The sequence below is a fragment of the Shewanella sp. 10N.286.52.B9 genome (assembly GCF_002873635.1).
Lineage (GTDB): Bacteria > Pseudomonadota > Gammaproteobacteria > Enterobacterales > Shewanellaceae > Shewanella.
Window position 1 is genome coordinate 1 of record NZ_MCTY01000174.1, and the last position, 25186, is coordinate 25186.

The window sequence follows — 25186 nt, forward strand, 5'->3', positions numbered from 1 at the left end:
AGAATCTGTTACACCCTCTAATCGCTTAACCTTCACCAAACCCGATGCCAAAGCCCCGAGCTGTAATATTCTTCATCAGTCATGCCACTCTTTCGCTGCTGTTCCTCAAAATGTTGTTTTACTTTTTGAAAGCGATGCTCAATAGATTCCAATCTGAGGTGAGCTAATTGTTGCTCAGATAGACCACTCGCTCGGAGTCTTTTTTCTAGTTCTTCAATTTTCCAATCTCTCATCCCTTGCATAAACTGCATGCTGATAGCATCTGACTTTAACTTACTTAGCTTACAAGTTCGGATGTCTAGCCGAGGCCCTCGATAAAAAGATCTAGAGTGATCGATGGCCCAAATTTTACCAAGATAAGCTTTTTTCCTGTCCGTCACTTCATTTGGGTCTTCAAATCTTTCATTCAGATCGACTAAAAGGTTGCCAGCATGCCTGTCAACATTGCCAATAATACAATCGAATGTTTTGATTTCTTTTATTTGGTGATTTTTATATTCGGCGGATCCCGGGTAAGGCAGGCTAAGAGCAGTTAAATCGTAAAGCACGACACTATTCTCTACCCATAATTGCAAACTGCCTTTTCTCAATTTTTTACTCGGTTTTAGCCCTTTTTTCCCTATTGGTATACTTCGAAGCACTGTCGCAGGAATAATATTAAGGCCAAGGTATTTTGAAATAATATATGCTGCTAATTCATTGTAGTAGCTATCGTAATACATTAAACCAACGTTACCTCTAGCATAATCTTTTACTGTTTTATCTCGAAAGGCGGCACGTATCTGTACACTATTTTTGACTAAACCTACCCTGCGAATTTCCATAATACTTTCTTTTGTCGTGAACGCTTTAGCAACACTTTTAGAAAGATTAATATCGCCATCATTTAATAAGTCAAAGATAACCGTTTCATCTCGGATTAAAGGAACGGTTACAGCGTGAGACAAGAAAGCGACTAAATATATCGTCAGAAAAAAAGCCATCTTCAAATATTGCATATTGCGCTCCTTCTATTCAATCGATGAGATATCACGCTGGTAAAGTCTATTTTTAAGGGCGATGGATTTCACTTATATCGATATATTTAGGCTCTTTAAGCCACAGATAACAAATCCGTTTATGACAATGCAACTACTTAAAATTAGTTAGCGCTTAGCAAGACATCAGAATTAAAACAGGTATTAATCATGCTCATTGACCAATTGCTTATGCTTGCGAGCAAGGTTAAATGCCAATATTATCCAAAACAGGGAAAGCACCAGATTAACCGCCGCAAACTCATAATGATCAAGCTTGAATACTTTAAGGCCAATAAAGATGATCACGACGTGAGTTAAATCACCTAAACGCCAACAAAATGCATCGATCACTGTCTTCCCTTCAAAAATTTGTTGCTGATTTAAAGGCAGAAACAGTGCATGCCGGGCAGTATTTTGTAATGAATAATCTATGCTATTTTCAGCAATCTTTATTAGCTTAAATAGGGTGAATATAGGGATAAAAGTCGCTAATCCATAGCCCACAAAAGCGACAAAGGGTAAAATTAGAATGGCACCATGTATATGGATCCACTGGAATATTCGAGAAACCAGTAATAGCTGAATTATCATGCTGAATAAGTTTACCCAAGTGTAAAAGTCACTGTAAAACTCACCTATAATCAGTTTGACATCGGCTCCCTGCTGCGCATGAATTTGCACCCATTTGGCCAGAATGTATTCTCCTGTAGTATTCACACAGTTGAGTAACACTACAAACCCAGCAATCACCAACAAGTAACGATTATTCAGTACGGTATCAAAACCTGCTTTGAATGAATGACCATGGTAGTCATTTGTTTGTTTTTTTTTAGATTTCAGTCCAATTAATTTGGGTAACCACATGGTCGCGATAAGTAAAACCGCAGCGACGAGCATCAAGCCTTCAGCGCCAACAAGCTTAAATAGATGTTTGCTAATTTGCGCACCTAATAATGATCCTAAAGATGCCCCTGCTGCAATAAAAGCAAACAAGCGTTTACCCTCATCTGGACTGTAAATATCTGCAGCATAGGCCCAGAACTGGGCAATTAACAGCACATTGATCACACCTAGCCAAACGAAGAAAGGGATTGAAATAGGCACCTTAAACAAATAAAGCCCCCAGAATAATAACAAGCTCACAGCCACAGCTAAGGTGACTCGGGGCAATATTTCATTCGTTCCCTGAGTCCTTATCCAGCTAGCGTATAAAGGCACCAATATCATTAACACCAATGCTTGAATCGCTATCGTGTAAGTGCGTATTTCAGCGGTGTGTTCAGAGAGGATGAGTGCTTCACGGATAGGCTTTAAAATGTAATACAGCAACAGTAGCAAACAGGCGTAAGCGGAGAGCATCAAGGTTGACTTACCTTCTCCCGGTTGCACATGAGTAAACAATCTCATTAAGCGTTCTAGGTAACTTAAGTCGTTCCTGCTGTTTGCTTCCATACCTGTAAATAATACCTTGTTTACTTTCAGGGTATCGAAAAGCTTAGCAGAGGCATGTGTACTGTCAAATATGTAAAACTAAAGGCAACACTCATCCCAGCGACGTAAAGATATTGATTGAGAGGATTTTTTATCGTCTAAAAATCCGATATGGCTAATTGATTTAATACATTAATTTAGCAAGAACAATTCAAATAAGTCCGTCAACAATAGTCGATGAATCTGATTGATTTCGTCGTTTTAACACACCTGATACGGATCAGGATTTCAACACAAAGTTTCAATGTAACGCGGCTAAATTTAGCTGTGTTCACTCGTGGTACTCGCCAGACTTGAACGAGCAAATATCACTATTTCACAAACTTCAGATACAAAAAGGTCAGACTTGAACCGGCACGCCCTATTTTAAAACGATGAGGGATTGTTATATCTTGTCATTCATTTAGCAAATTTCAGATACAAAAAAGCCTCAACTAATGTTGAGGCATTTTGGCACCATACTGACGTATATTTTTGATAATAAAACTGATGGTACCCGAGGCCGGACTTGAACCGGCACGCCCTATTTTAAAACGATGAGGGATTGTTATATCTTGTCATTCATTGAGCAAATTTCAGACACAAAAAAGCCCCGACTAATGTCGAGGCTTTTTTGCACCATACTTACGTATGTAATATGGTACCCGAGGCCAGACTTGAACTGGCACGCCTATTAAGCGAGGGATTTTAAATCCCTTGTGTCTACCGATTCCACCACTCGGGCAAACTTGTTGTAACTTGTCGATACAAGCTACGGAATCTGTTTTCAATTGCTGCAATTGCTTGCTGCCGCTGAACTTGGTGCATACTTTACTGGTTTTTCAGAATGGATCAATAAAAAAATGAAACTTATTGTTCAAGTGCTGACTTTGCAATCAATTCGTCTAAAAACATAGCTAAATTAGCCCTTTCAATTAAATATTTCACTTAAGCATGCAAAATATTCTGCACTGTCGATTTTATTACTGGTAATAAATCTTCAGCAAACCATGGATTTTTTGCTAACCAAATATTGTTGCGAGGACTTGGATGAGGCAATGCAATGATGCCCGAAGGTAAATTACGCCAATGTTTAACAGTTTCTGTCAGCGTTTGTTGCCTGTTTGGCAAGTGATAGTCTTGAGCATACTTGCCTATAAGCAAAGTTAACTTCACATCAGTTAAGTGGTTAAGTAAGGGTTGCCGCCACGTTTGGGCGCACATTTTCATTGGCGCTAAATCACCGTTTTTCCCCTTACCGGGATAACAAAAGCCCATGGGTAAAATCGCAATCTGTTTAGGGTCGTAAAGGGTGTCTTTGTCGATGCCTAACCAATCTCGTAACCTGTCACCACTTTTATCATCAAACGGGATGCCAGACTTATGCACCGCAAGGCCTGGAGCTTGCCCAGCAATAAGAATACGCGCTAGCGGATCAATTTGAATCACTGGGTTAACGCCATGGGGCAACGCATGCTGGCAAAGCTGGCATTGACGTACTTGTGCAACTAACGACGTTAATGACGCTGCAGGCATAACGCTCCCCTATCCTGTTTATAAATTTAACTATCTGGGCCTAAATATAAGCGACGATTGTTAATCCAATAACTGCTGTTGAATGGTGGCTAATTGCTGCTGGATATGAGTAAACTGAGGTCGCATCGCTACGTCAGCCTGCAAACAACTAGACACTATTTGGCTTAATTGGCTAATGATCTGACTATCTGCAGTTGCTAACCTTAGCTGGTTATTATCATGGCCTGTAAATTCATTAAAATGCCCCAATACGTCATCTAGCATATTACCTAATGCTCTGACTTCAATGGCTTGCATATACGCTGCTTGCTCTACTGCAAGCGCTGACAAGTCCGTTGCTGCGCCAAAATCACCAAATAGCATATTGGCATCACTATCAATCATGGTGTTGTGAGCGTATATATCGCCATGACTGACTTTATGTTGATGTAAATGGGCTAGCGCAGCTGCCATACTGCGCATAACGGTGACGATTTGCCTTAGGGATATATCCATGTCATCACAAAAGGTATCGCGAGTACAGGTTTCCAGTGACGGCGGTAAACCCAAGTTGTAATAACGCTGAGGAATGAGCTCCATGACTAAACCAAGATTGTCAGCATCAGCAATAAAGCCAAGTACGCCAATTAAATTAGGATGAAAGCCTGCTTGCAAACAGCAATGTAATTCATCTTTTGGGTAACCATCTGATGTCACCGCACCTCTGAATATTTTCACCGCTACGTCCAGTGCTGTGCCAGAGTCCTGCTGCCATTGTGCTTGATAAATCACCCCTGAAGCGCCTTGGCCTAATTGCTCCCCTAATGATAACTGCGCCATTGGCGTTAACGCACAACCACTATTAACAGCAGCGTCATCACTATTGATAACAGGCGCTGTTATAGGATTGCCACTAAATGCCAACCAAGCTAAATTGGGCAGTTTGAATAACCAATCTGGAATAACAGTCAATTCATTGGCTGAAATACGTAATAGCTCTAGTGATGTACATTGACTCATTGATGGCGGCAAATTGTTGAGCTTATTGCCTGCCATGGCAAACTTCTGTAGTCGATGTAGCTTGCCAATGGATTGAGGTAATTGCTCAATGTTATTGTCAGTGAGAATTAACCAGCGGGTATCAACAGGAAAACAATCTTCGGCAACTGTAGTTATTTGATTGGCTTTAAAACCGATCATTTCAAGCTTTGGGCATTTAGCAATGACATCTGGGATGTCAGTAAAACAATTAAACGATAGGAATAAAATTTTAAGCTGTTGCAACTGCTCAAACTCATCAGGTAGCGATGATAAACGGTTGTTCGACAAATCAAGCACTTCAAGGGAATCTGCAAGCTTAATAATTTCCATGGGAAAGCTGGTTAACCCTTCAGCTATCTGTAATCGTTTTATCTTGTTTTGGTGTAATTCACCAGACTGTAATTGAGCCAAAGTATGCAATGGAAATATCCTAAAATAAGCAGTAAGTCGCAATGGCGCTCATGATAAGCCAAACAGATAAACAAGTTAAGGCAAACCTCAGTAAACTGATTTACTATAACGCACAATAAACCTGCAATTAATAAAGGCTCAAAGCTACTATGCCAGCACTTAACAGCATCACTTTTTTCAGCCGCTTTGAAACAGACATTCTGTCAGGCGCTAAAACTATTACCTTACGCGATGACAGTGAATCCCACTTTATTGCAGGTGAAACGTTAACCGTATCCACCTTTGAGGAAGATAAATGGTTTTGCGACATCAAGGTTATTTCCGTTAATACAGTGCCATTTACACAATTAACCGACTTGCATGCGCAGCAAGAAAATATGCCCTTGGCAGTATTAAAAGCCTTAATACAGGAAGTGTATCCGGGTATTGAACAGCTTTATGAAATCAAATTTAAGGTCGTAACCCCTTAAATAAGCACATAACAAAGGAATGTAACATTGCACTATCTAACACTAATATTTTTATGGCCTATTTATTTAGTACAGGCTATTTGGGTAAAAAAAACCACCATAAAATTACCAGAGCCAAGCGGCGAGCGCGTTAATGCCTCATGCCGTTCGCCACAATTGTCGCTACTGATCCTAGGTGACTCTGCTGCAGCGGGAGTTGGGGTAAGCCACCAGCAACAAGCACTGGCGGGAAACATGGTTAAGCGGCTCTCTAATGATTATCAGCTCAATTGGCAACTGGTGGCCCAAAGTGGCTATAGCACCCAAAACTGCCTCAATAAAGTCAAACTCATGACCCATCAAAATCAGCTAACAAAAGCAGATGTTATTGTTATCTCTCTGGGCGTAAATGATGTGCTGAGTCCAATATCGGCAAAAACATGGATATTACAATTAAGTGAGTTGTGCGCATTGATCACATCAAAGTTAGGAGGAACACAAATTATCATTACTAATGTGCCTCCAATGGATCGATTTCCAGCGTTACCACAGCCTTTTAGGTGGTTTTTAGGCGCAAGAAGCCGAGAGTTCAACTTAGCTCTTTCTAATTGGGTTCAAACAAGCTCACTGCCATGCGAACAACTTAATATGGAATTGACGTTAGCTGATGCGCCAATGGCCATTGATGGGTTTCATCCAAGTGAGGTTATTTATGCCCACTGGGGACAACAAGCATGCGACATGATTAAGGTGAAAGCGTAAGCCAGACTTCAACCACACCCCTTCAAAATAACTTTAAGAAATGAAATTGATATAGCCAAATTGCAAACACAAAAAAGCCCCAACTAATGTTGAGGCTTTTTCGCACCATACTCTTTAATACTAAAAGTCGTATATAAACGCTTTATAGAAGAATAATGGTACCCGAGGCCAGACTTGAACTGGCACGCCCTATTTTAGAACGACGAGTTTTTTTGTAAAATCATTCCAACAAATTTCAGATACAAAAAAGCCCCAACTTAAAACGACGAGGGATTTTATCTTTCGCCAACGCTCGAATTACAGGCACAAAAAAGCCCCAACTAATGTTGAGGCTTTTTCGCACCATACTCTTTAATACTAAGTCGTATGTAAGCGCTTTATGGAAGAATAATGGTACCCGAGGCCAGACTTGAACTGGCACGCCCTATCTTAAAACGACGAGGGATTTTTTAGTAAAATCATTTATTCCAACAAATTTCAGATACAAAAAAGCCCCAACTTACGTTGAGGCTTTTTTGTACCATACACCTTAATACTAAGTCGTATGTAAATGATGGTACCCGAGGCCAGACTTGAACTGGCACGCCTATTAAGCGAGGGATTTTAAATCCCTTGTGTCTACCGATTCCACCACTCGGGCATAAGTGTTGTTTTAATTGTTAATATAACAACTAAACAAAATTTGTGGAGGCGCGACCCGGAGTCGAACCGAGGTCGACGGATTTGCAATCCGCAGCATAGCCATTCTGCCATCGCGCCGATATAAACATGATTTGGAGCGACATATCGGGTTCGAACCGATGACCTATACCTTGGCAAGGTATCGCTCTACCAACTGAGCTAATGTCGCGTAAATCATTTGTTTATCTTTTCAAATAAACCTGATGTCTTGTAGCTAAAACCTTTTGGTTATAAGCCGAAGCATCCTTGTCTACGGGGGTGCATTCTACCGATTTCAGTGTCGGTGTCAATTGCTGTTTTCAACAAAACTAACTGAGTGAACACTAAGTAAACGTATTGAAGTTTTATTGCGCTACTCAGCCGTTAAGTCTTTCCATGCTGCTGAAATATAGCTCATCATCGACCAGAAAGTCAGCACTGCAGCAATATAAAACAAGCCATAAGCCACATCGGTCAAAAATTCATTCGGCTGCCAGATCAAACCAACAATCGCCGCCATTTGCGCCGCCGTTTTGTATTTACCAATCCATGATACTGCGACAACACCGCGTTTACCGATTTCTGCCATCCATTCACGTAGCGCAGAAATCACAATTTCTCGGCCGATCATGAATAATGCCGCTAAGGTTAGATAAATATTATCATTTTGCTGCACTAGTAATACTAACGCCGTGGTCACCATTATTTTATCGGCAACCGGGTCAAGAAAAGCACCAAAGCGAGTCGACTGCTTTAATTTTCGCGCCGCATAACCGTCTAACGCATCAGTTACCGCAGCAAGCCAAAAGATAAATGCCGAAGCAAAAGGGGCCCACGAATAGGGAAGATAAAACACAACAACAAATACCGGCAATAAAACAAGCCGAAATAAAGTTAATGCTATAGGTAAATTAAAAGGCATGAACGAAACCAAATAGTCAGAAGCAGCGCCAATCTTGCCTTAATTTTATCCCCCTCGCAATGCATCATGGATTGTTTGTGCCATTTCTAGGCTAATTCCAGGAACTTTTGTTAATTCAGCGACACTTGCGCCCTTCACTTCTTGAATACCGCCCAAATGTTGTAACAATAGTTTGCGCCGTTTAGGCCCCACACCAGCAATGGATTCTAGCGTCGATGTATTTCGGGTTTTCTGGCGCTTATTTCTATGGCCTGTAATTGCAAAGCGGTGGGACTCATCACGGATATGCAAAATTAAATGAAATGCTGGTGAATCACTGGGTAATTCAAAGGTATCTTCCGAGCCACCAAACACAAAGGTTTCAAGCCCTGCTTTACGACCTTCGCCTTTCGTTACCCCGATCAGTAAAGGCGCATTATCTAAATGCACACATTTTTCATCAACTATTTGCTGTGCAATACGTAACTGGCCTAAACCACCATCAATAAATACAATATCTGGCACCTTACCCTTGCTATCAATTTTATCAAATCGGCGACTTAAGGCTTGTTCCATGGCAGCATAGTCATCACCACCGGTAATGCCATTAATATTGTAGCGGCGATAATCGGACTTGTGAGGCCCCTCACGGTTAAACACCACACAAGAGGCAACGGTACTTTCGCCCATGGTATGGCTGATATCAAAACATTCCATCCGCTGGATTGGGTGACCTAGCTCTAATGCTTCTTCTAATAATTGAAAGCGCTGCTCAACGGTATTTTTGTGGGACAGGCGCGTATTAACCGCATTGGTGGCATTGGTTAGTGCTAGGCGTAAAAAGTTTGCTCGCTCACCTCTGACATGTGTTTTGATTTCAAACTTTCGTTCTAATGCCGCAGATATAGTTTGTTGTAATCTAGTTAGTTCTTCAAAGGAGTGACTTAATAATACTTCTTTAGGAATTGTGCGCTGGATGTCGGCATTTAAATAAAACTGCCCCATAAAAGAGACGAGTACTTCTTCAAGCTCAGTTTGTGCTGGCACGGTTGGATAATAGCTGCGACTGCCAAAGATTTTACCATCTCGTATAAATAATAAATGAAAACAAACGATACCTGATGCGTAATGTACCCCTATCACGTCCATATCGCCTTTGTGATTAGACACTTCTTGCTGCTCAGCCACTCGCCTTAGGGCGGTGATTTGATCGCGAAATTGCGCTGCATGTTCGTACTCTAGCTCATTGGCAGCCTTATCCATCTTCACCACTAGCTCACTGATCACTTGCTGATCTTTGCCTTTTAAAAACAGGCTGGCTAATTTCACTTGCTCGGAATATTCATCATCGCTTACGCGACCAACACAGGGTGCACTGCAGCGATCTAATTGATACTGCAAGCAAGGTCGAGAGCGCGACTTATAATAAAGATCATCACACTGACGAATAGGAAACAGCTTTTGCATCAGATGTAAGCTTTCTCTAACTGCACCGCCATTTGGATATGGGCCAAAATAATGGCCTTTTTCACGCTTAGGGCCACGGTGATAAGCAAGTCGTGGATGCTTATGGCCACTGAGCAAAATGTAAGGATAGGATTTGTCATCACGCAGCAATACATTGTATTTGGGCATGTATTGCTTGATGTAATCATTTTCGAGCAATAACGCATCGGTTTCACTGTGGGTCAGTGTGACATCAATATTGGCAATACGCGCCACTAATGCTTGAGTTTTTACATGGGGAATATTGGCTCTGAAATAAGATGATAAGCGCTTTTTAAGATCTTTTGCTTTACCAACATAAATGACTTCGCCCTTGTCATCGTACATCCGATAAACACCTGGCGAAGAAGAAACATTCTTGAGAAATAACTTTGGATTAAAACGAGATGGCATCAACTATCCTAAAATAGGTGTGAAATACCAGTTTGACTCAACACCTATTAACTAAAAAGAACTGGCATCAAGCATTTTGTAGCGAATCGCCAAACGGGTCAACTCTACATCACCACCAATATTCAACTTGGCAAATAAACGATAGCGATAACTGTTAACGGTTTTCGGGCTTAAATTGAGCTTTTCAGAAATGTCGTTGACTTTTTCACCATTGGTGATCATCAACATAATTTGAAGCTCACGTTCTGACAGGCTGCTAAAAGGGTTTTCGTCTGTTTGACTAAACTGACTCAAGGCCATTTGCTGGGCAATCTCTGGAGATAAATAACGTTGCCCCCGAGATACCTGCTGAATGGCTCTTAATACCTCAGGCTGTGTTGCCCCTTTGGTTAAATAACCAGAGGCGCCAGCTTGCATGACTTTGGTAGGAAAAGGGTCTTCAGTTTGTACGGTTAATACGATGATTTTAGCTTCAGGTTGATAACGTAAAATTTTACGGGTCGCTTCTAAACCGCCCATACCGGGCATGTTCATATCCATCAAAATAACATCAGCTTCATTTTGACGTGACCACTGCACGGCGGTTTCGCCATCCGGCGCTTCGCCAACCACTTTTATACCACGCTCATCTTCCAATAAACGTCGAATACCGGTTCTCACTAGCTCATGATCATCAACTAAATATACTGAAATCAACTTCAACCCACCTTAAGCGTATTCTTCCTGAATTTTTATCATATCCTTACCGTTGTAATTTAGCCTATTGAACGAGTATCGCAAAGCAATATTAACCACAATAATGGCATAATTGTTCACTCCTTATGCAACCACTAACAACTAGCCCCTGTTGGCGGTTAATTATTAGACTGTTGCGATATACAAATATAACAACCAACAAAAAACCGTAGCAGTTGCCTACTACGGCTTTTAATTTTTTGTGCTTCAAGTCATTAGAAAAAATTAGTCTTCACTATTTTCCATGAAATCATCAGAAAAATCGGTTTCCCAATACTTATAACCTTGTACGGTTGCCTGAGCTGCGGCGCCCATTAAGTTAACTTGATAGGTTTTTACACCTGTTACATCAACTGATTGGTTAGCTGAAGCTTGATCGCCACTGTCTTCATATTTAGCGCTCGCTTCTGCTTGAGCTTGGCCTTCATAGCCTGACTCTTTAAAACGTGTCATAGCATTATTATTCATAAATGCTTGCACGAATGCCATTTGCTTCCAGCCAATGCCAGCACCGACGCCTCCGGTTGCAAAACGGTAATAGGAGTTTTGGCCTTTAGAGGTGAGTACGCAAACACCGCCACCGGTTGATAATGCAAATAAGTAACTATTGCTGCCAGTGCACACGACATATCCCACAGAGCTCGCTACCGCAGCTTTAGCTTCATTGTGCTCAGCATAAATTTCTTGCAATGCGGCTTGGGTTTCTTTGCGGGCATTGGCTTTTTTAGCCTCTGGTGTATCACCTGTAGCACAGCCGGTTAACAGTGCTGGAAGCATAACCGCAGCCAGCAGCATTTTTTTACTGAAAAGCGTATTAGACATTGATATTTCCTCTGTTGAACAAGTATTGCGATATGTATTTAGCCATAGCAATTATCGAGTGTATTTAATGACGGCATTTAACGGCACATCAAGAATATGAGCCGCTTATATTCGGATCATACTCGCTATTCATCGTTTAAAATCACAAATGGCTTATTTAGCCAATAACTGCTTGTGAATCCAACAATAACTGACGATAACAGTACCTAATTCATAGCAAAATTTTGACAAACACTCCCAACACCTCAACTTTTATTACATGCTTTTAAACTGCTACTATGTATCGCTTTCATTAAATTTAGCCTTTATTTCAAGAATTTGATCTAATTTTTCAACAAAAAGTGGCACAAGCTGCGGATCAAAGTGTGTTCCAGCTTCTTTTTTAAGTAATTCAAGCGCCTTTTCAACGGGCCAGGCTTCCTTATAAGGACGCTTACTGGTGAGTGCATCAAACACATCTGCCACTGCCACAATACGGCCATAAAGCGGTATATCCTCTCCGCTTAAACCATTGGGGTAGCCACTGCCGTCCCACTTTTCGTGATGGGTTAAGGCTATAGTTTGCGCAACATCCATTAATTCAGAGTCTTGCTCGCCTAAAATTTCAGCGCCGATTTCACAGTGCTTTTTCATTTGTTCAAATTCGTCAAAATCTAATTTGTCGGTTTTTTTTAAGATGGCATCCGATATGCCGATTTTACCCACATCATGCATGGGAGCGGCGTGCATTAATAGCTCGGCATCGTCTTCGCTTAACCCTGCTGCAAGGGCCAATATATGGGTGTAATAACTCATACGGATAACATGCATGCCGGTTTCGTTATCTTTATATTCAGCAGCGCGCCCAAGGCGGCGGATCACGTTCAATTGATTTTGGGCAATTTCAGCTGTTTTTTGCCTTACCTGTATGGCCAACAAGCGGCTTTGACTGGTTAAGGCTAACTGGGTTTGCACTCGCCTAAGCACTATGGGGGGATTAAAGGGTTTGGTGATGTAATCTGCTGCCCCTAACTCGAGCCCTTTTAATTCATCTGCCGCAGATATTTTTGCGGTAACAAATATAATCGGAATGTGCTGGGTGCGTTTATCTTGTTTCAATTGCCTGCAAACTTCAAAACCGTCAATACCGGGCATCATAATGTCGAGCAAAATGAGGTCTAATGTCATTGCCTTAGCAATTTTTAACGCGAGTTTGCCGTTCTTGGCAATTTTAATCTGATAGTCAGATTTTAATACACTGGCTAACACATCGATATTTTCAGCGGTATCATCGACCACTAAAATGGTTTGCCTTTCCATTTGAACTCCTATTAAACGCAAAAATTTTTAGTGAATAAGCCTCAATTACATGGCTGTTACTTTCTCAAGCATTTGGTTGGCAATTTCGAGACCACGATCCAACTCGTATTCCGACAATTGATAATCAAGCTGTTGATACTCATGTATTAATGGTTTTAAGTTTAAGCATTGTCCGTGGCTAATAAAATACTCTGTGGCTTCCATATCAAAATTCGATAGCATTGAAATGAGGACTTCTAAGGTTTCAATTGCTAATGACTTATTCAAAGTTTGATTTTCTAATGCAGTTTGGGCGAAATCAGCACCTATTGGTTGTAGCTTTGATAATTGCAATGGCTCTGATATTTGTAGTCGCTTAGGCAATAGCCGTTCAATGTCATGACATACTCCTTGTAACTCTATTGATAGTTTTGTAAAAACCCGCTCATAGTGTGCTTCAGATAGACTATCAAGCGTTTGTTCAAACTTTGCTGCCAATGTGGCAAGCATTTGTGCGCCAATGCTGCCAGCAACCCCTTTTAAGGTATGTACCAACCGCTGAGTCAGTTCGGTATCATTATCTATAACAGCTTGTTCAACATACTGCGGAAAAGCTTTTTGCCCTCGGATAAATCTTACTAATAATTTGTGATACAAGCTTATATCACCTTGAATTCGGCTCAAGCCTAGGGCTACGTCAATATGATCACAGGCAATTGAATTGAGGTTTAGGGCAAACTTAACGACATCGGCATCTGTCGTTTCTATTGCCGATTTCGCTGGCTTAGTAGTGTTAGTGGCAACCGTTGGGCTTATCCATTTGGCCATAGTGATAAACATCGACTCAACGTCAATAGGTTTAGAGATATGATCATTCATCCCAGCGGCTAACGCTTTTTCACGGTCACCAGCCATGGCATTCGCTGTCATGGCAATAATGGGCAAGTGTTGAAATTGTGGCTGCAGCCTGAGTAACGAGGTCGCAGTGTAGCCATCCATCACCGGCATCTGGCAGTCCATTAACACCCCATCAAAATCTTGCTGCGCTAAACACTCAATGGCTTGTTGACCATTCTCAGCCAAAACAGTATCAATTTGCTTATTAATTAATAACTCTTCAATTAACTCTTGGTTGAGATCATTATCTTCAACAACAAGCACCTTTGCTCCTACCAAAGAGGTGATCGCCTTATCGAATGGGCTTTGAACCTTAGTTCGAGGATCTGCTAAAGATTTCCCAGACACTAATGAAGATAGGCTTTGGGTTAATGTTGTTAACGTAATAGGTTTAGTTAAAATATGGTCGATGTGAACAGACATTACACTCATGAGTAGCTCTTCTCTACCAAAAGCGGTAATCATGATGAGTTTAGGTTTAAGCTCGGGCGCAAGCTCGCCAATAAACTTAGCTACATCAACACCGTCAACCCCTGGCATTTGCCAATCGATTAAAGCAAAATCTGGCTTATTACCTGCCGCAATATATTGTATAGCCTCACGGCCACTGGCAACGGCTACTACTTGTAAACCTATTGAGCCCAATAGGTTAGTCAGTATCGAGCGAGCGATATCATTATCATCAGCCAGCAACACTGATTGCCCATCAAAGCGACGTTTTTCCAAGGTATCGAGAGTCACTGACGTTGAACGACTTAACTCAAAAGGACAATACAAACTAAACGTACTTCCCTGCTCAAGCTCACTTGTTACCGTTATGCTGCCCTGCATTAATTCGGCTAAATTCTTACAAATGGCTAAACCTAAGCCTGTGCCGCCGTATTTTCGGGTAGTTGAAGCATCAGCTTGGGAAAAGGCTTTAAACAATCTTGATTGTTGTTCTTGACTCATTCCGATACCGGAATCTGTTACTGAAAAGCGAATGAAAGCCTGTTGGCTGGTTAACCTTTCGAGTTTGACTGCAATAATAATATTGCCACGTTCAGTAAACTTTACCGCATTATTGGCGAGGTTAATGAGCACTTGCCCTAGGCGAAGTGGGTCTCCTAATAGGTTTTTAGGGATAGTATTATCAATATCAAATAGCAGCTCTAAACCTTTATCTGTGACCTTGATCCCAATGAGGTTATTAACATTGTTTAACACTGCTTCGATATCTAATTCGATATGTTCTAAAGCTAGCTTACCCGCTTCAATTTTAGAAAAATCGAGAATGTCATTAATAATCCCTAATAAGGATTGTGCCGAGCGATGGGTTTTTTCAATATAATTGCGTTGCTGAGGGGTCAGCTGGGTGTCTAATGCTAAATGGGACATGCCAATTATGGCATTCATCGGTGTACGAATTTCATGACTCATATTGGCTAAGAAATCACTTTTTGCTTGATTTGCACTATCAGCGGCTGAAATAGCGGCGGCAAGTTTAGTTTGTAATGCTCGCGCTTCATTAATGTTGATATGAACCCCACTGATCCGATCGGGAACCCCATGCTTATCAAAAGAGTAAGGTTGTCCAACGCTTAAAATCCAATCGTAACTGCCGTCTTTTCTGCGCATTCTCAGTTCATGGCGAAAAATTTTATTGTCACTTGCAGCCAATGCTTGTTGCGGATTGGAGATCAAGTTTTGCTCATCGGGGTGGACTAAATCAATAAAGGTTTGCGCGCCATTGATTAATGGCGACCACTTGTCATCCTCTTGACATAAATCAGTTGGTTCATAACCTAGCATCTTTGAATACATGCGGTTAACCACGACTTGTTGCTCATTAGGATAAAAGTCCCACATTCCCATTTGCGCACTTTCTGAGGCCACTTCTAACTTTTCTTCTGATGCGAGTAACCGATTGGCAGCAATTTTTTGTTCGGTAATATCAAACACAATGCCATCAAAAAAACCTGACATGTTATTGCCATTACCGTCAAACTGAGCATTCATTTGTAAATAGCGTAGCTCACCTGAGCGATTAATAATTCTAAACTCCGCGACAATTTTATCTTGCGCTTTGATGGTTTGTTCAACCATGACTTTTAAATGCTCTATATCATTTTCAAAAGCTATATCAGCAAGTCTTCTAACTGGATGTTCACCGATAAAGTCTGCCATTTTATAGCCAGTTATTGGTTCTATGTTGGGGCTAATGTACTGTAAATGGTAATGGTTTATGTCAAAATCAGTGACTTTATATCTAAATACTGCGCCTTGAATATTCTCAACCAATGTTTGATATTGATGTTGATTTTGTAGCATCTCAGCACGGACAGTTTCTTGCTCATTAATATCTAATAGAGATAAACGGATTTCACTAAATTCACCCGCAACATCGGTTTCAACACGGGTCGATAATGAAACAATTAAGGTATGACCTGAATGATTAACAAGCTCTACACGTGCATCAGACGTATCAATGCCTTGCAACGCTTGGCTAAAGATTTGTTCGCCTTTAGCGTGCTTAGTGGCGAGTACGTCATGCCAAGTTAACGACGAGAAGTCTTTGCGGTCATAACCAGTAATCTGTGCAAATTGTTTATTGTGTTTAGTGAAGCGGCCTTGAAGATCTAATGTGGCATAAGCTACAGCAGAGTTTTCATATAAATCCCATAAGCGCTCTTCACGCTCTTGTAAATCTTGGGTTCGTATTGAAATAGTTTTTTCTAACCTTTCATTATCAGCTTTAAAGCGCCGATGTACATGACGACTTAGCCACCAACCACCAAATGTCAGAAGCAAGCAAGAAATGGCAATAATACCAATCAGCATCACGACAATATTTCGAAAAAATAAATAGTTTCGGCTGGCTTCTTCAAGGGTCATTTCCGTCACAATACCAAAACCGTAGCGCTCATCCCATTTCCAGACACCGATAACATATTGCCCCAAGTAATTACGATAAGGCTGATAACTATAACCATCGTGTTTAAGGCTAATTTCTTTTGCTGCTAGGGTTAACGCTCCCCTGCCCCGACGGCCGTTAGCAGGTTGCTTTTCTGATAATAATCTCTGCGGATTAGTCACAGTCAAATTAAGTACTGATACCTGACCTGCTTTTAATAAACCCAGTGACACCAAGTCATTTTCATAGCGACTGTGAGACAGCATTCTTCCTTGGGCATCGACAAAGTATGATTCACCAGTGTCACCCACCGCGCCACTTTGAGTCAGCTTGGCAAATTCAATGTAAGGGTCAATACGAAGTGACAAAATGCCACTGATACTGCCATCATCTTGAGTAATGGGGCTTAAGGCAAACATGGTGAGTGTTTCAGCTTGCTTCAACCCAAATGGGTTTGATAACGCCACTTCTGATGGCATAGGTGGAGTAATGACAATATTACCGGCCAAGACTTGATTAAATAGCATCGGATACTGTTGTTTAACGATATTGATTTGACCTAAATTGCTGTCACGACTTGAAGATATATTGACTCCATCAACTGAGATAACAAAAAATCCTAAGGTGCCAAAGGCCTGACTATAACGCCCGTAAGCTTCGCGAGACCAAAGCACATGTTGATTTCCGACAAGTGGCGCTTTTTTCGAGTCTAACTTAGCTAACATTGCAGTGCGCTTAAGTAATAAAGGATTTGTGGCCACTGCACTCACTCGGTTTTGCCAGCCTAAAAACCAAGATGCCAAGGCTGCATCAGTGGTTTTAGACACCGACTCCAAGGCTAAGCCACTTTTTTGCAAGTCATGCTTATAAGCAACATTCAAACTAATTGCAGCGATAGATGAGATGAGCAGTAAGAAAGAAACAATGATGAGGCTAAAGTAAATCCTATTTTTATCGCCTTCAAAATAGCGGGCAATATCATGATTAACTTGCGCCTTTAGACGCCAAAAACACCAACCTAGTAATAGCAATAACCCAACAATGACGAGGCTTAATAATAGATTCATGTTTATTGTTCCCCATACTGTTGTGCGAGACGGTTGACCTTGAATATCACGTCGCAATGAGTGCTTTTTGAGTAATAGTTAGTTGCGTAATCTCTCAGCTTTATTGCAGTTATCGCTATAAATATTGCGTACAGTTGATGATAAGTCACTCCAGGTTATTTCGGTTCGTGGTTGGACATTTTGGCTCCAACTAAACTGGCAACAATGATCGCCATATAAAACTGACCTGTAATCGCTTCAGAAAAAGCGAAAAAACGCGCCATTGGCACTGCTGGTGATATTTCACCATAACCGACTGTAGTCAAAGTGATGTAACTGTAATAAATCACAGTCGTTAAATTATCGGTCCAATTTTGGGCTTCAATACCATTGAAAGCCACACCAAAAATCTCAATCAGCAATAGATAAATAAATGCCCAAATAAGCCCTAGTAACAGAAATATACAAATAGATCCGATAATTTGATTAGTTGAAATAACCCCGCTAAACAAGACCTGCTTAGCGGCGCGCCAGGTGGCCAAAATAAAAAAAGTTAAAATGGTAAATAGCGCGATAATATCAAGGTTCAACAATTCAAAAACTGAGCCGATACTGGCTACCACTAAGATAGTAAACATCACCCCGAAACTTGAGCGAAACCAGTGTTTATTCGCGCCTAATCCAATCACTGAAATAGACAAACTCATCACAGTTGTCGAAACAACAATGAGCTGGCCCTGTTCAAAAAACTGTTCCACAAAAGCTGAACTTAACAGCACTAACACCAACGACCCCAGTAGGTAGCTGAAGTTATCTTCTTCAGACATAGGTTTAACCATTGCAACAACTACCCTTGTGAGTTCTCTGAGTTCGGTAACACTTCATCACCATCAACTTCAGCCGTTTCAACCACTAGCCATGCTGAAAATAATTTATAACTTAAAGCTAAAATCACCGCGCCAACAAACAAGCCAACAATACCCGAGAGGATCATCCCACCGATAGCACCTAACAAAATCACCAACATAGGTATATCAACGCCACGGCCCATCAACATCGGTTTTAAAAATGCATCACTGGCACTCACTAAAATGCTCCAAATCATAAAAATAATCGCGGTGGTTGATGATTCAACAGAAAAGACATACGCAATAATAGGACCTAAAACCAAAATCGGTGGCAATTGAATAATCGCGAGTATTAGCACCAGTAACATCCAAATCCCGGTTCCTGGCACCCCGACTAAAGCAAGCCCAACACCTGCTAATATTGATTGAATAAAGGCTACCCCAATCACCCCCTGAACCACACTTCTGACGGTTGCAACGGCCAATTCAGAAAACTCTTCACCATGTTTGCCAGCTAGCCTGACTGAGACTTTATGGAACATTTGGCTTGAGCCAGATGCTTTACCCATAAACACCCCTGCGATAATGATTGAAATTAAAAATTGCAAAATTGTCATACCAAAACTACCAAAAGCACTGGCAGCCTTAGTCGAAAAGCTTTTTATTTCATCGGCATAGGTTTTTACCACATGCTCGAGATCTGCAGAAACGTCTGACCAAAATTCATATAGTTTCTCACCAACAATCGGGAGTTCAGCTACAGAGCTTTTCGGCGCGGGGATAACTAAAGTGCCGTCATGTATTTCTGCGACAAAGTCCTGCGTGCTTGAAACTATCGCACCTGAAAATAAGTAGGTAGGTACCAATAATATGGCTAAGGCCAGCAAGGTAATTAACAGGCTAGATTTACTCACCGACAATCGCAGCTTGCTACTGATAAATAACACCACTGGATACAGCGCAATGGCGATAATACCGCCCCATAAAATGGGCATAATGAAAGGCTGAATAATCTTAAAACACCATATGACCATGATAAAAATCAGGGCTATTTTAATCGCGGCATCCACTGCCGCATGAGTAAACTCTTTCGAGCTTGATATTGGTTTATCACTCATAACTTATCTATCCCTAATTAAATGCTGTTGCGTTTTAAAATTAAACCTTAGTTAATGTATTGACACCTTTATGAACATCGAACTTATTGCAGTGAAAAGCCATCACAACAATAGGTGATTTTTCAGTAAACCTAGTATTGATAAACGAGAAAATTTGATTTCCGCCATTAAATCAACACTTAGCGTTCAATAAAATATAGCCTAGCGGCTACAATAAAACCGCCTAATCATGATTAGTTTGTAAGAACTTCCAATTTCTGGTTTCTAAAAAAAATGAAGCCACAACCATATAAACACCGACAATAAATAACTGCGCAATACGAATATAGAAGTTGGTTGCGACATCGGCATCTGTTGACGAAGCCGTCGAGCCGACAACCACTAGCAAGGCTGAAAATATCCCCGCAAAAATAGGCGCTTTAGCAGGATCATCATAAATTTTTTGTGCAAAAAATAACGCAGCTATCATAGTGAGCCCGATATAAAACGCTAACTCAGGCACGACAACTAACATGTTATAAAAAATAATCGCCAGCACACCACCTATGCCATTAGTGAGTAATAAAAACAAACTCACTTTAACGCTCTTAGTGCCGGCCGTTTGCAAAGATAAAATTGCAATAAATATCATGGTCAGTAATGCGCCGGTCACCTCAAATAAAAAGAAAAAGGTGATCACCGGAAATGAAATAATTAATGCCCTAACTGACTCGTAAAGCCGCTCGTCATTAGATAATTCTGACTCAGAATGAGTTTCTTTTTCTGGTGCTAAATCAGGCAACAAAATATGCAATAAAGTAAAAATGATGACCGCCACCACGCCTGAAAAGCTTAAGCCGACACCAAAAAAAATCGCCGCACCTGGATGTAAAATCCCTAAATAGGGTAATACTAATGTCGAGACAATTAATATAGTGGCGAAAAAATTCCACTTGGGATCAGAAAACAGGTAATAGGCCCATAGCATCATTAATGCGAGTAATGGCAACAGTACAAATGGATATTGAACCGGCCCAAAACTCACCATCCAAGCAATGGCAATAGTGACCACCATTGAAATAAGCAATTCGTAAATGGTTTGCACTGTCGGCACCACTCTATCAACTAAAAACTTAGCGACAAACACCGGTAGTATAAAAGCTAATTGCCAATCAAACACCGCAGCTATGGCCACTGCAATGCCTATCCCCAAAGTGAAGCGTAATACTCGACGGGTAAATATCGCCTCAGCAAATTGAGCATTAATGGCTTTAAAGGCTAGCTCGCTATCTGACATAGGAGAACCAGCTAACGACTCGGATCCAAAACTTACCAAATAAGTTCATCAGTGAACTTTCTTCGGTATACACCATGACATCCGCTTGACCGCCGACACGTCGCAACCCTTTAGCCTCTTCGTCATCAAAATGAATGGTTACAGGAAATCGCTGAGATTGTCTTAACCAACCTGTTTGGCCTGTTGTTTGAGCCAGCTTTCCCGTTTGTTCACTTTGTCCCCAATCAACACCATAATCGATATAGGCTACTTTCCCAGTAAAAACCTCACCCGGAGCATAATCCAGTGCAAACTCGACTTTATCGCCCGCTTGCATATTGCCTAAGCTATTTTCTCTAAAGTTCGCTTCAATCCACACATCTTCAGATGAAATAAAGGTCATTACCGGTTGACCAGCGTTAGCATAAAAACCTTCTTTTAAACGAAAGTTTGATGCCACGCCATCGGTGGGCGCTTTAATTTCGCTGCGTGCCAGGTTAAGTTCAGCTTGCTCTAAGGCCAATAACGCTGATTTTACCGCGGTATTGTTTTCACCTTCTGAGCCCAACCTTTCTTCTGCTTTGGCTAAATCTGCTTTAGCACTAGCGACACCCGCTTCTGCGCTAGCAAGTTCCGCTCTAGCATTGTCGGCATCAGCCTCTGACATCACCTGCTGCTCAACCATGGTAAAAATACGCTTAGATTGTACTTTTGCATTAGTAAAGTTTGCCTCCGCATTAACAACCTTTGCTTTTGCAGCGGTGACATTAGCGGTTAAAGCTCCCATATTTTGCCCAGCCTGCGTCACATTTTGCTCAGCGGTAAATAATGCAATCTCATAATCTCTTGGGTTAATTCTCGCAAGCACCTGCCCTTTACGGATCAAGGTATTTGGCGTGGTTAAAATTTCAATTACCTCCCCTGAGACTTGCGGGGTAATGGGGACCACAAAACCGCGAACTCGACCTAAATCAGTTGAAGGAATATAACGATCAGCAATAAGATGGAATACAAACAAAAAAGCGACCACTATCAGTATGATATTGGTCGCTTTTCTTATTTTCTGATTTTTGGACTTATCCGCTGCGCCATTAGCAACATGAATGTCATCTGTAGGCGTTGATAAAACGGCTTGCTCCGGTGTATTTGCCGGTAATTCAGTGGATGAAATATCGTTATGCTTATCTGCCATACCCTTCCCTTGCATTGAAATCAATTGCATTACTTTTTAAATTAACGGCTTGCATGAGCCAATAATGTTAATAAATAGTAGAGTTGTTACATTAACGTCAGTATAGGATTATTTTTGCTCAAAACTCAACACTCTAGCTCAATGAACAAGCAAGAAAGCTGTGTTTAAGCCCTTTACTTAAGTTATTGATTTAACATTTTGATTTTAACTAATGATTTGAACGGCCGTTTGAGAAGGCCCTTGCTGGGGAATTGCATTAAATTGCGATGTATATTGTTACTATTACTACTTAAGAATCTATTTTAAATTAAGTGTATTCTTTAAAAGCTGCTTGGTTTTAATTGCCTAATATTAAAAAAGCAAAGCAAGTATAAAGATCAACTCAAAAGCATACCTACAGAATGAAAAATCCTAATTAGACAAATCAAGACCTTAATTTCACCACTAAAAATCTAACATCTGCAGCTGGTAATAATCTGCCCATTTTTCACGCCAGATAAAGGTTTAGAGCTTATAGATTAAGCCCTAGCCAGATTTTTAACTTTTTTGTATATCGCTCTTAATGGCTTAATTTTTGAAAATTGCATTCTAATCGTCTCAGCAAGGTATTTTTTATTTTTAAACCGCTTAAGACCATTAGGCGCAATCATTTGGTTTGTATCAACACAATAAACAAACTTGTTAGACCGATTAGCAATTTCAATTGCTTGCTGATAATCACTTTCGATAAATAACACATTTGGGCTACGCTTAAAGTAGTCTGCCTTATGGGAAAAATAATCTACTTGGGCCCGTCTTGCGGCTTTTGAAGGCAAATCTAACATTTCTAGTTTGTTATAATTAACGCCATGTTTTGCCAGCCATTGCTCAGTATGTGGTCGAAATTTTTCTAACCTATTAGTTATCAGCACATCAACTTTCATGGTTGGGATAAATCGAGGAGTCGCATCAGCGAGAAACTGAATATATTTCTCCCCATCATCATTTTGTTCCTCAGTTGGATCCTGGCACAGGACACCATCAATATCGACACAAGCCTCAGTCACGATAGGATGATGAAATAAGTTCCATTCAAAAACCCGTGGAAAGTCCACATGCTCAAAAAAGATATCAACTTTGTCACTGACAAGCGCAGTGGTGTAAATCGCAGCTGTGGTCACCTTGCCTTGGAAGCTGCTAGGTATTTGGGCTAGCGCATCTATCATCGAACCACCACTTAGAATGCTGTCATCGACAATTAAAATGTTGCTTGCTTCATGGGGGAAGTTTAAGGCTTTTTTGGCATCACGAGTAATGCCTTTACCTAACTTATCATTGCGAATAAAAGCAGGTAAATCGATACAGTTAGCATTGAGCAATAACGCCACCATATATGCAGGTACCATTCCACTTCTTGGAATACCTACAATTAAATCAAAGTCTTGTTGATTGATTTTGTGAATATTATTTTTAATATCATCACTCAAATCACAAAAGGACTTATAATTCATAGCAAACTCCAATGTTCATAGATTACAGCCTGATGCTTCAAAGCAGACGCTGTTAAGCTTAAATTCTACTAAATACTCATAGAGTATTGGTCCGTAGCCGCAACTACTATGCCGCCCAATACATACCGAATCATTAACCTATGTTGTTTGAGTAACGTTCAGATTCGATCCCTCAAGACTCGACTCTAACTAATGCAATTTATTGAATTTAGCCATAACAGCATGCTTTATCAATTGTAGCTTGGTCTAATAAAATACAAATAACCCTTTAACAGCCTAAATTAAAAATACGCCATAAAAATGACAGTTTTAAGTCTAAATCAGATTAGTAAATTATCAAATCTACAAACATCAACAAACAGGATAAACATCAACCTTGACTGTAGCACTACACAGTTTCAGCCAATGAACAATTAAGCGGGTAAAAAAAATGCCACAGATAAAAACAGATATTGTCTCATATAATCAATAAGTAAGTGACTCATTCAAAAATAGACACACTATATATATATTTTATTAAAGCAAAATAACGACTCAAGATGATAATTATTTCAACCATAAGTCGTAGCTAAGAGTTGAGTTCAATTCACTTCAATATGAGTAAATCGCGACAAGCTTCGAAATTACCAATTAAAGCTGATCTTAATCATAAAATTAATTAATTTCAGTTTTAAAATCTAACCTCTAGAACTTCTTATTTTTTATTGTCTATCTTGAGTTTTATTACCCTGTGGAACTTCAAATTGACTATCATGATTTTGTTTTTCAGAAACTGAAATTACTTCATATATATAACGTGCTAATGCCTCTTTTTCCACTCAATTACTATGTCATCGACCATACGAATTAAAACTGAAATACGCTAGCTAAGTATTCTTTATAGCGTTAACCCTGCATGAGTAGCTCATCACGATACTTCATGGCATCAGCCGAAGTAATATCGTTAACGCAAATAGCTTAGGTATCTTTTTGATGATCGATTTCCTATTTTGGGCAGCAACTCAACGAAGTGACGGGGTCTTTGCGCAAGCTGGTTAATAGATGCAGGTTAATAAGTAGTGGACTAAAACCTGATTTCTCTTTTGAGGTAACAAATGCTGCCAATGCATTATTCAAGCTCATAACTGGCAGTGGTTTGGCTACTGAGTAAGTTTCACTGTGTTGTGGCAGCTTAGTGTCTCTGATGGGGATACTAAAACTTGCTGGCTTTGTACTGATGGCCGACTTGTTTTTCTCAAACTCACTGCGAAGACTGTTAATCACTTCATCAACATAACGAATAAAGTCATTAATACAGATTTGATGATTTATGGCATTGATGATTTTTTTGAGTGTACTTGCTACATCGATATAGCGCCTATATTGCTAATATGGCTTCAGCAAAGCCTAGGGTTAACAAAGATACTTTTACATCAAAAGGAAAGCCTTTATCACGTAAATATGTGGCTAAACAGATACGTGTGAGGTACACGTTAATAGGAGCTC

18 protein-coding genes and 4 tRNA genes are annotated in these 25186 nt (G+C 40.5%); 2 read left to right on the plus strand and 20 right to left on the minus strand.

What is annotated here, in order from left to right; genetic code table 11:
* Positions 1-32: 32 nt before the first annotated feature.
* The 5 genes from BCU91_RS11850 to BCU91_RS11870 form a co-directional block, all read right to left on the minus strand.
* Positions 33-998, minus strand: coding sequence for a hypothetical protein (locus tag BCU91_RS11850; protein ID WP_102476062.1), 966 nt, complete (start codon positions 996-998; stop codon positions 33-35).
* A gap of 183 nt (positions 999-1181) precedes the next feature.
* On the minus strand, positions 1182-2471 hold the full coding sequence (locus BCU91_RS11855) for a hypothetical protein (RefSeq protein WP_102531536.1): 1290 nt from the start codon (positions 2469-2471) through the stop codon (positions 1182-1184).
* Positions 2472-3148: 677 nt separating this feature from the next.
* A tRNA-Leu gene (locus BCU91_RS11860) sits at positions 3149-3234 on the minus strand.
* Positions 3235-3437: 203 nt separating this feature from the next.
* A complete protein-coding gene (locus BCU91_RS11865; protein ID WP_102531537.1) occupies positions 3438-4025 on the minus strand; it encodes a uracil-DNA glycosylase family protein in 588 nt (195 codons plus the stop codon).
* 60 nt (positions 4026-4085) lie between these two features.
* Complete coding sequence (locus tag BCU91_RS11870) at positions 4086-5465, minus strand: leucine-rich repeat-containing protein kinase family protein (protein ID WP_102531538.1); 1380 nt, start codon at positions 5463-5465, stop codon at positions 4086-4088.
* A gap of 140 nt (positions 5466-5605) precedes the next feature.
* Between BCU91_RS11870 and yqfB the strand changes: the two genes are divergently transcribed.
* Both yqfB and BCU91_RS11880 read left to right on the plus strand, forming a co-directional pair.
* A complete protein-coding gene (gene yqfB, locus BCU91_RS11875; protein ID WP_102440275.1) occupies positions 5606-5926 on the plus strand; it encodes a N(4)-acetylcytidine aminohydrolase in 321 nt (106 codons plus the stop codon).
* 27 nt (positions 5927-5953) lie between these two features.
* A complete protein-coding gene (locus BCU91_RS11880; protein ID WP_102440276.1) occupies positions 5954-6667 on the plus strand; it encodes an SGNH/GDSL hydrolase family protein in 714 nt (237 codons plus the stop codon).
* A gap of 554 nt (positions 6668-7221) precedes the next feature.
* Here the strand turns inward: BCU91_RS11880 and BCU91_RS11885 are convergent.
* From BCU91_RS11885 to BCU91_RS11955, 15 genes are all read right to left on the minus strand, one after another.
* Positions 7222-7307, minus strand: a tRNA-Leu gene (locus BCU91_RS11885).
* A 45-nt stretch (positions 7308-7352) separates the two neighbouring features.
* Positions 7353-7426, minus strand: a tRNA-Cys gene (locus tag BCU91_RS11890).
* A 15-nt stretch (positions 7427-7441) separates the two neighbouring features.
* Positions 7442-7517: transfer RNA gene (locus BCU91_RS11895), tRNA-Gly, on the minus strand.
* A 183-nt stretch (positions 7518-7700) separates the two neighbouring features.
* Positions 7701-8249, minus strand: a complete 549-nt coding sequence (gene pgsA / locus BCU91_RS11900; RefSeq protein WP_076539933.1) for a CDP-diacylglycerol--glycerol-3-phosphate 3-phosphatidyltransferase — start codon at positions 8247-8249, stop codon at positions 7701-7703.
* A 45-nt stretch (positions 8250-8294) separates the two neighbouring features.
* Positions 8295-10127 carry an excinuclease ABC subunit UvrC gene (gene uvrC / locus BCU91_RS11905; RefSeq protein ID WP_102440277.1) on the minus strand — a complete coding sequence of 611 codons (1833 nt, stop codon included), beginning with the start codon at positions 10125-10127 and terminating at the stop codon, positions 8295-8297.
* A gap of 51 nt (positions 10128-10178) precedes the next feature.
* Complete coding sequence (uvrY, locus tag BCU91_RS11910; protein WP_102440278.1) at positions 10179-10823, minus strand: UvrY/SirA/GacA family response regulator transcription factor; 645 nt, start codon at positions 10821-10823, stop codon at positions 10179-10181.
* Between the two features lie 264 nt (positions 10824-11087).
* Entirely contained in the window at positions 11088-11684 is a 597-nt protein-coding gene (locus tag BCU91_RS11915) for a hypothetical protein (protein ID WP_102440279.1), read from the minus strand.
* A gap of 276 nt (positions 11685-11960) precedes the next feature.
* Positions 11961-12983 (minus strand): two-component system response regulator, encoded by a 1023-nt coding sequence (locus BCU91_RS11920; RefSeq protein ID WP_102531539.1) that lies wholly within the window; start codon positions 12981-12983, stop codon positions 11961-11963.
* Positions 12984-13028: 45 nt separating this feature from the next.
* Positions 13029-17819, minus strand: a complete 4791-nt coding sequence (locus BCU91_RS11925; protein ID WP_102531540.1) for a response regulator — start codon at positions 17817-17819, stop codon at positions 13029-13031.
* Positions 17820-17974: 155 nt separating this feature from the next.
* Positions 17975-18625: an ion channel gene (locus tag BCU91_RS11930; protein ID WP_157936096.1), complete on the minus strand. Its 651-nt coding sequence runs from the start codon at positions 18623-18625 to the stop codon at positions 17975-17977.
* Between the two features lie 20 nt (positions 18626-18645).
* Complete coding sequence (locus tag BCU91_RS11935; protein WP_102440283.1) at positions 18646-19764, minus strand: AI-2E family transporter; 1119 nt, start codon at positions 19762-19764, stop codon at positions 18646-18648.
* A gap of 223 nt (positions 19765-19987) precedes the next feature.
* Complete coding sequence (locus BCU91_RS11940; protein WP_102440284.1) at positions 19988-21040, minus strand: DUF2955 domain-containing protein; 1053 nt, start codon at positions 21038-21040, stop codon at positions 19988-19990.
* Positions 21030-22211, minus strand: a complete 1182-nt coding sequence (locus BCU91_RS11945) for an HlyD family secretion protein (protein ID WP_102440285.1) — start codon at positions 22209-22211, stop codon at positions 21030-21032. Before BCU91_RS11945 ends, BCU91_RS11940 begins: the two co-directional genes overlap by 11 nt.
* 518 nt (positions 22212-22729) lie before the next feature.
* Positions 22730-23701, minus strand: a complete 972-nt coding sequence (locus BCU91_RS11950; protein WP_102531541.1) for a phosphoribosyltransferase family protein — start codon at positions 23699-23701, stop codon at positions 22730-22732.
* Positions 23702-24685: 984 nt separating this feature from the next.
* Positions 24686-24964, minus strand: coding sequence for a hypothetical protein (locus BCU91_RS11955; RefSeq protein ID WP_102531542.1), 279 nt, complete (start codon positions 24962-24964; stop codon positions 24686-24688).
* Positions 24965-25186: the final 222 nt, after the last annotated feature.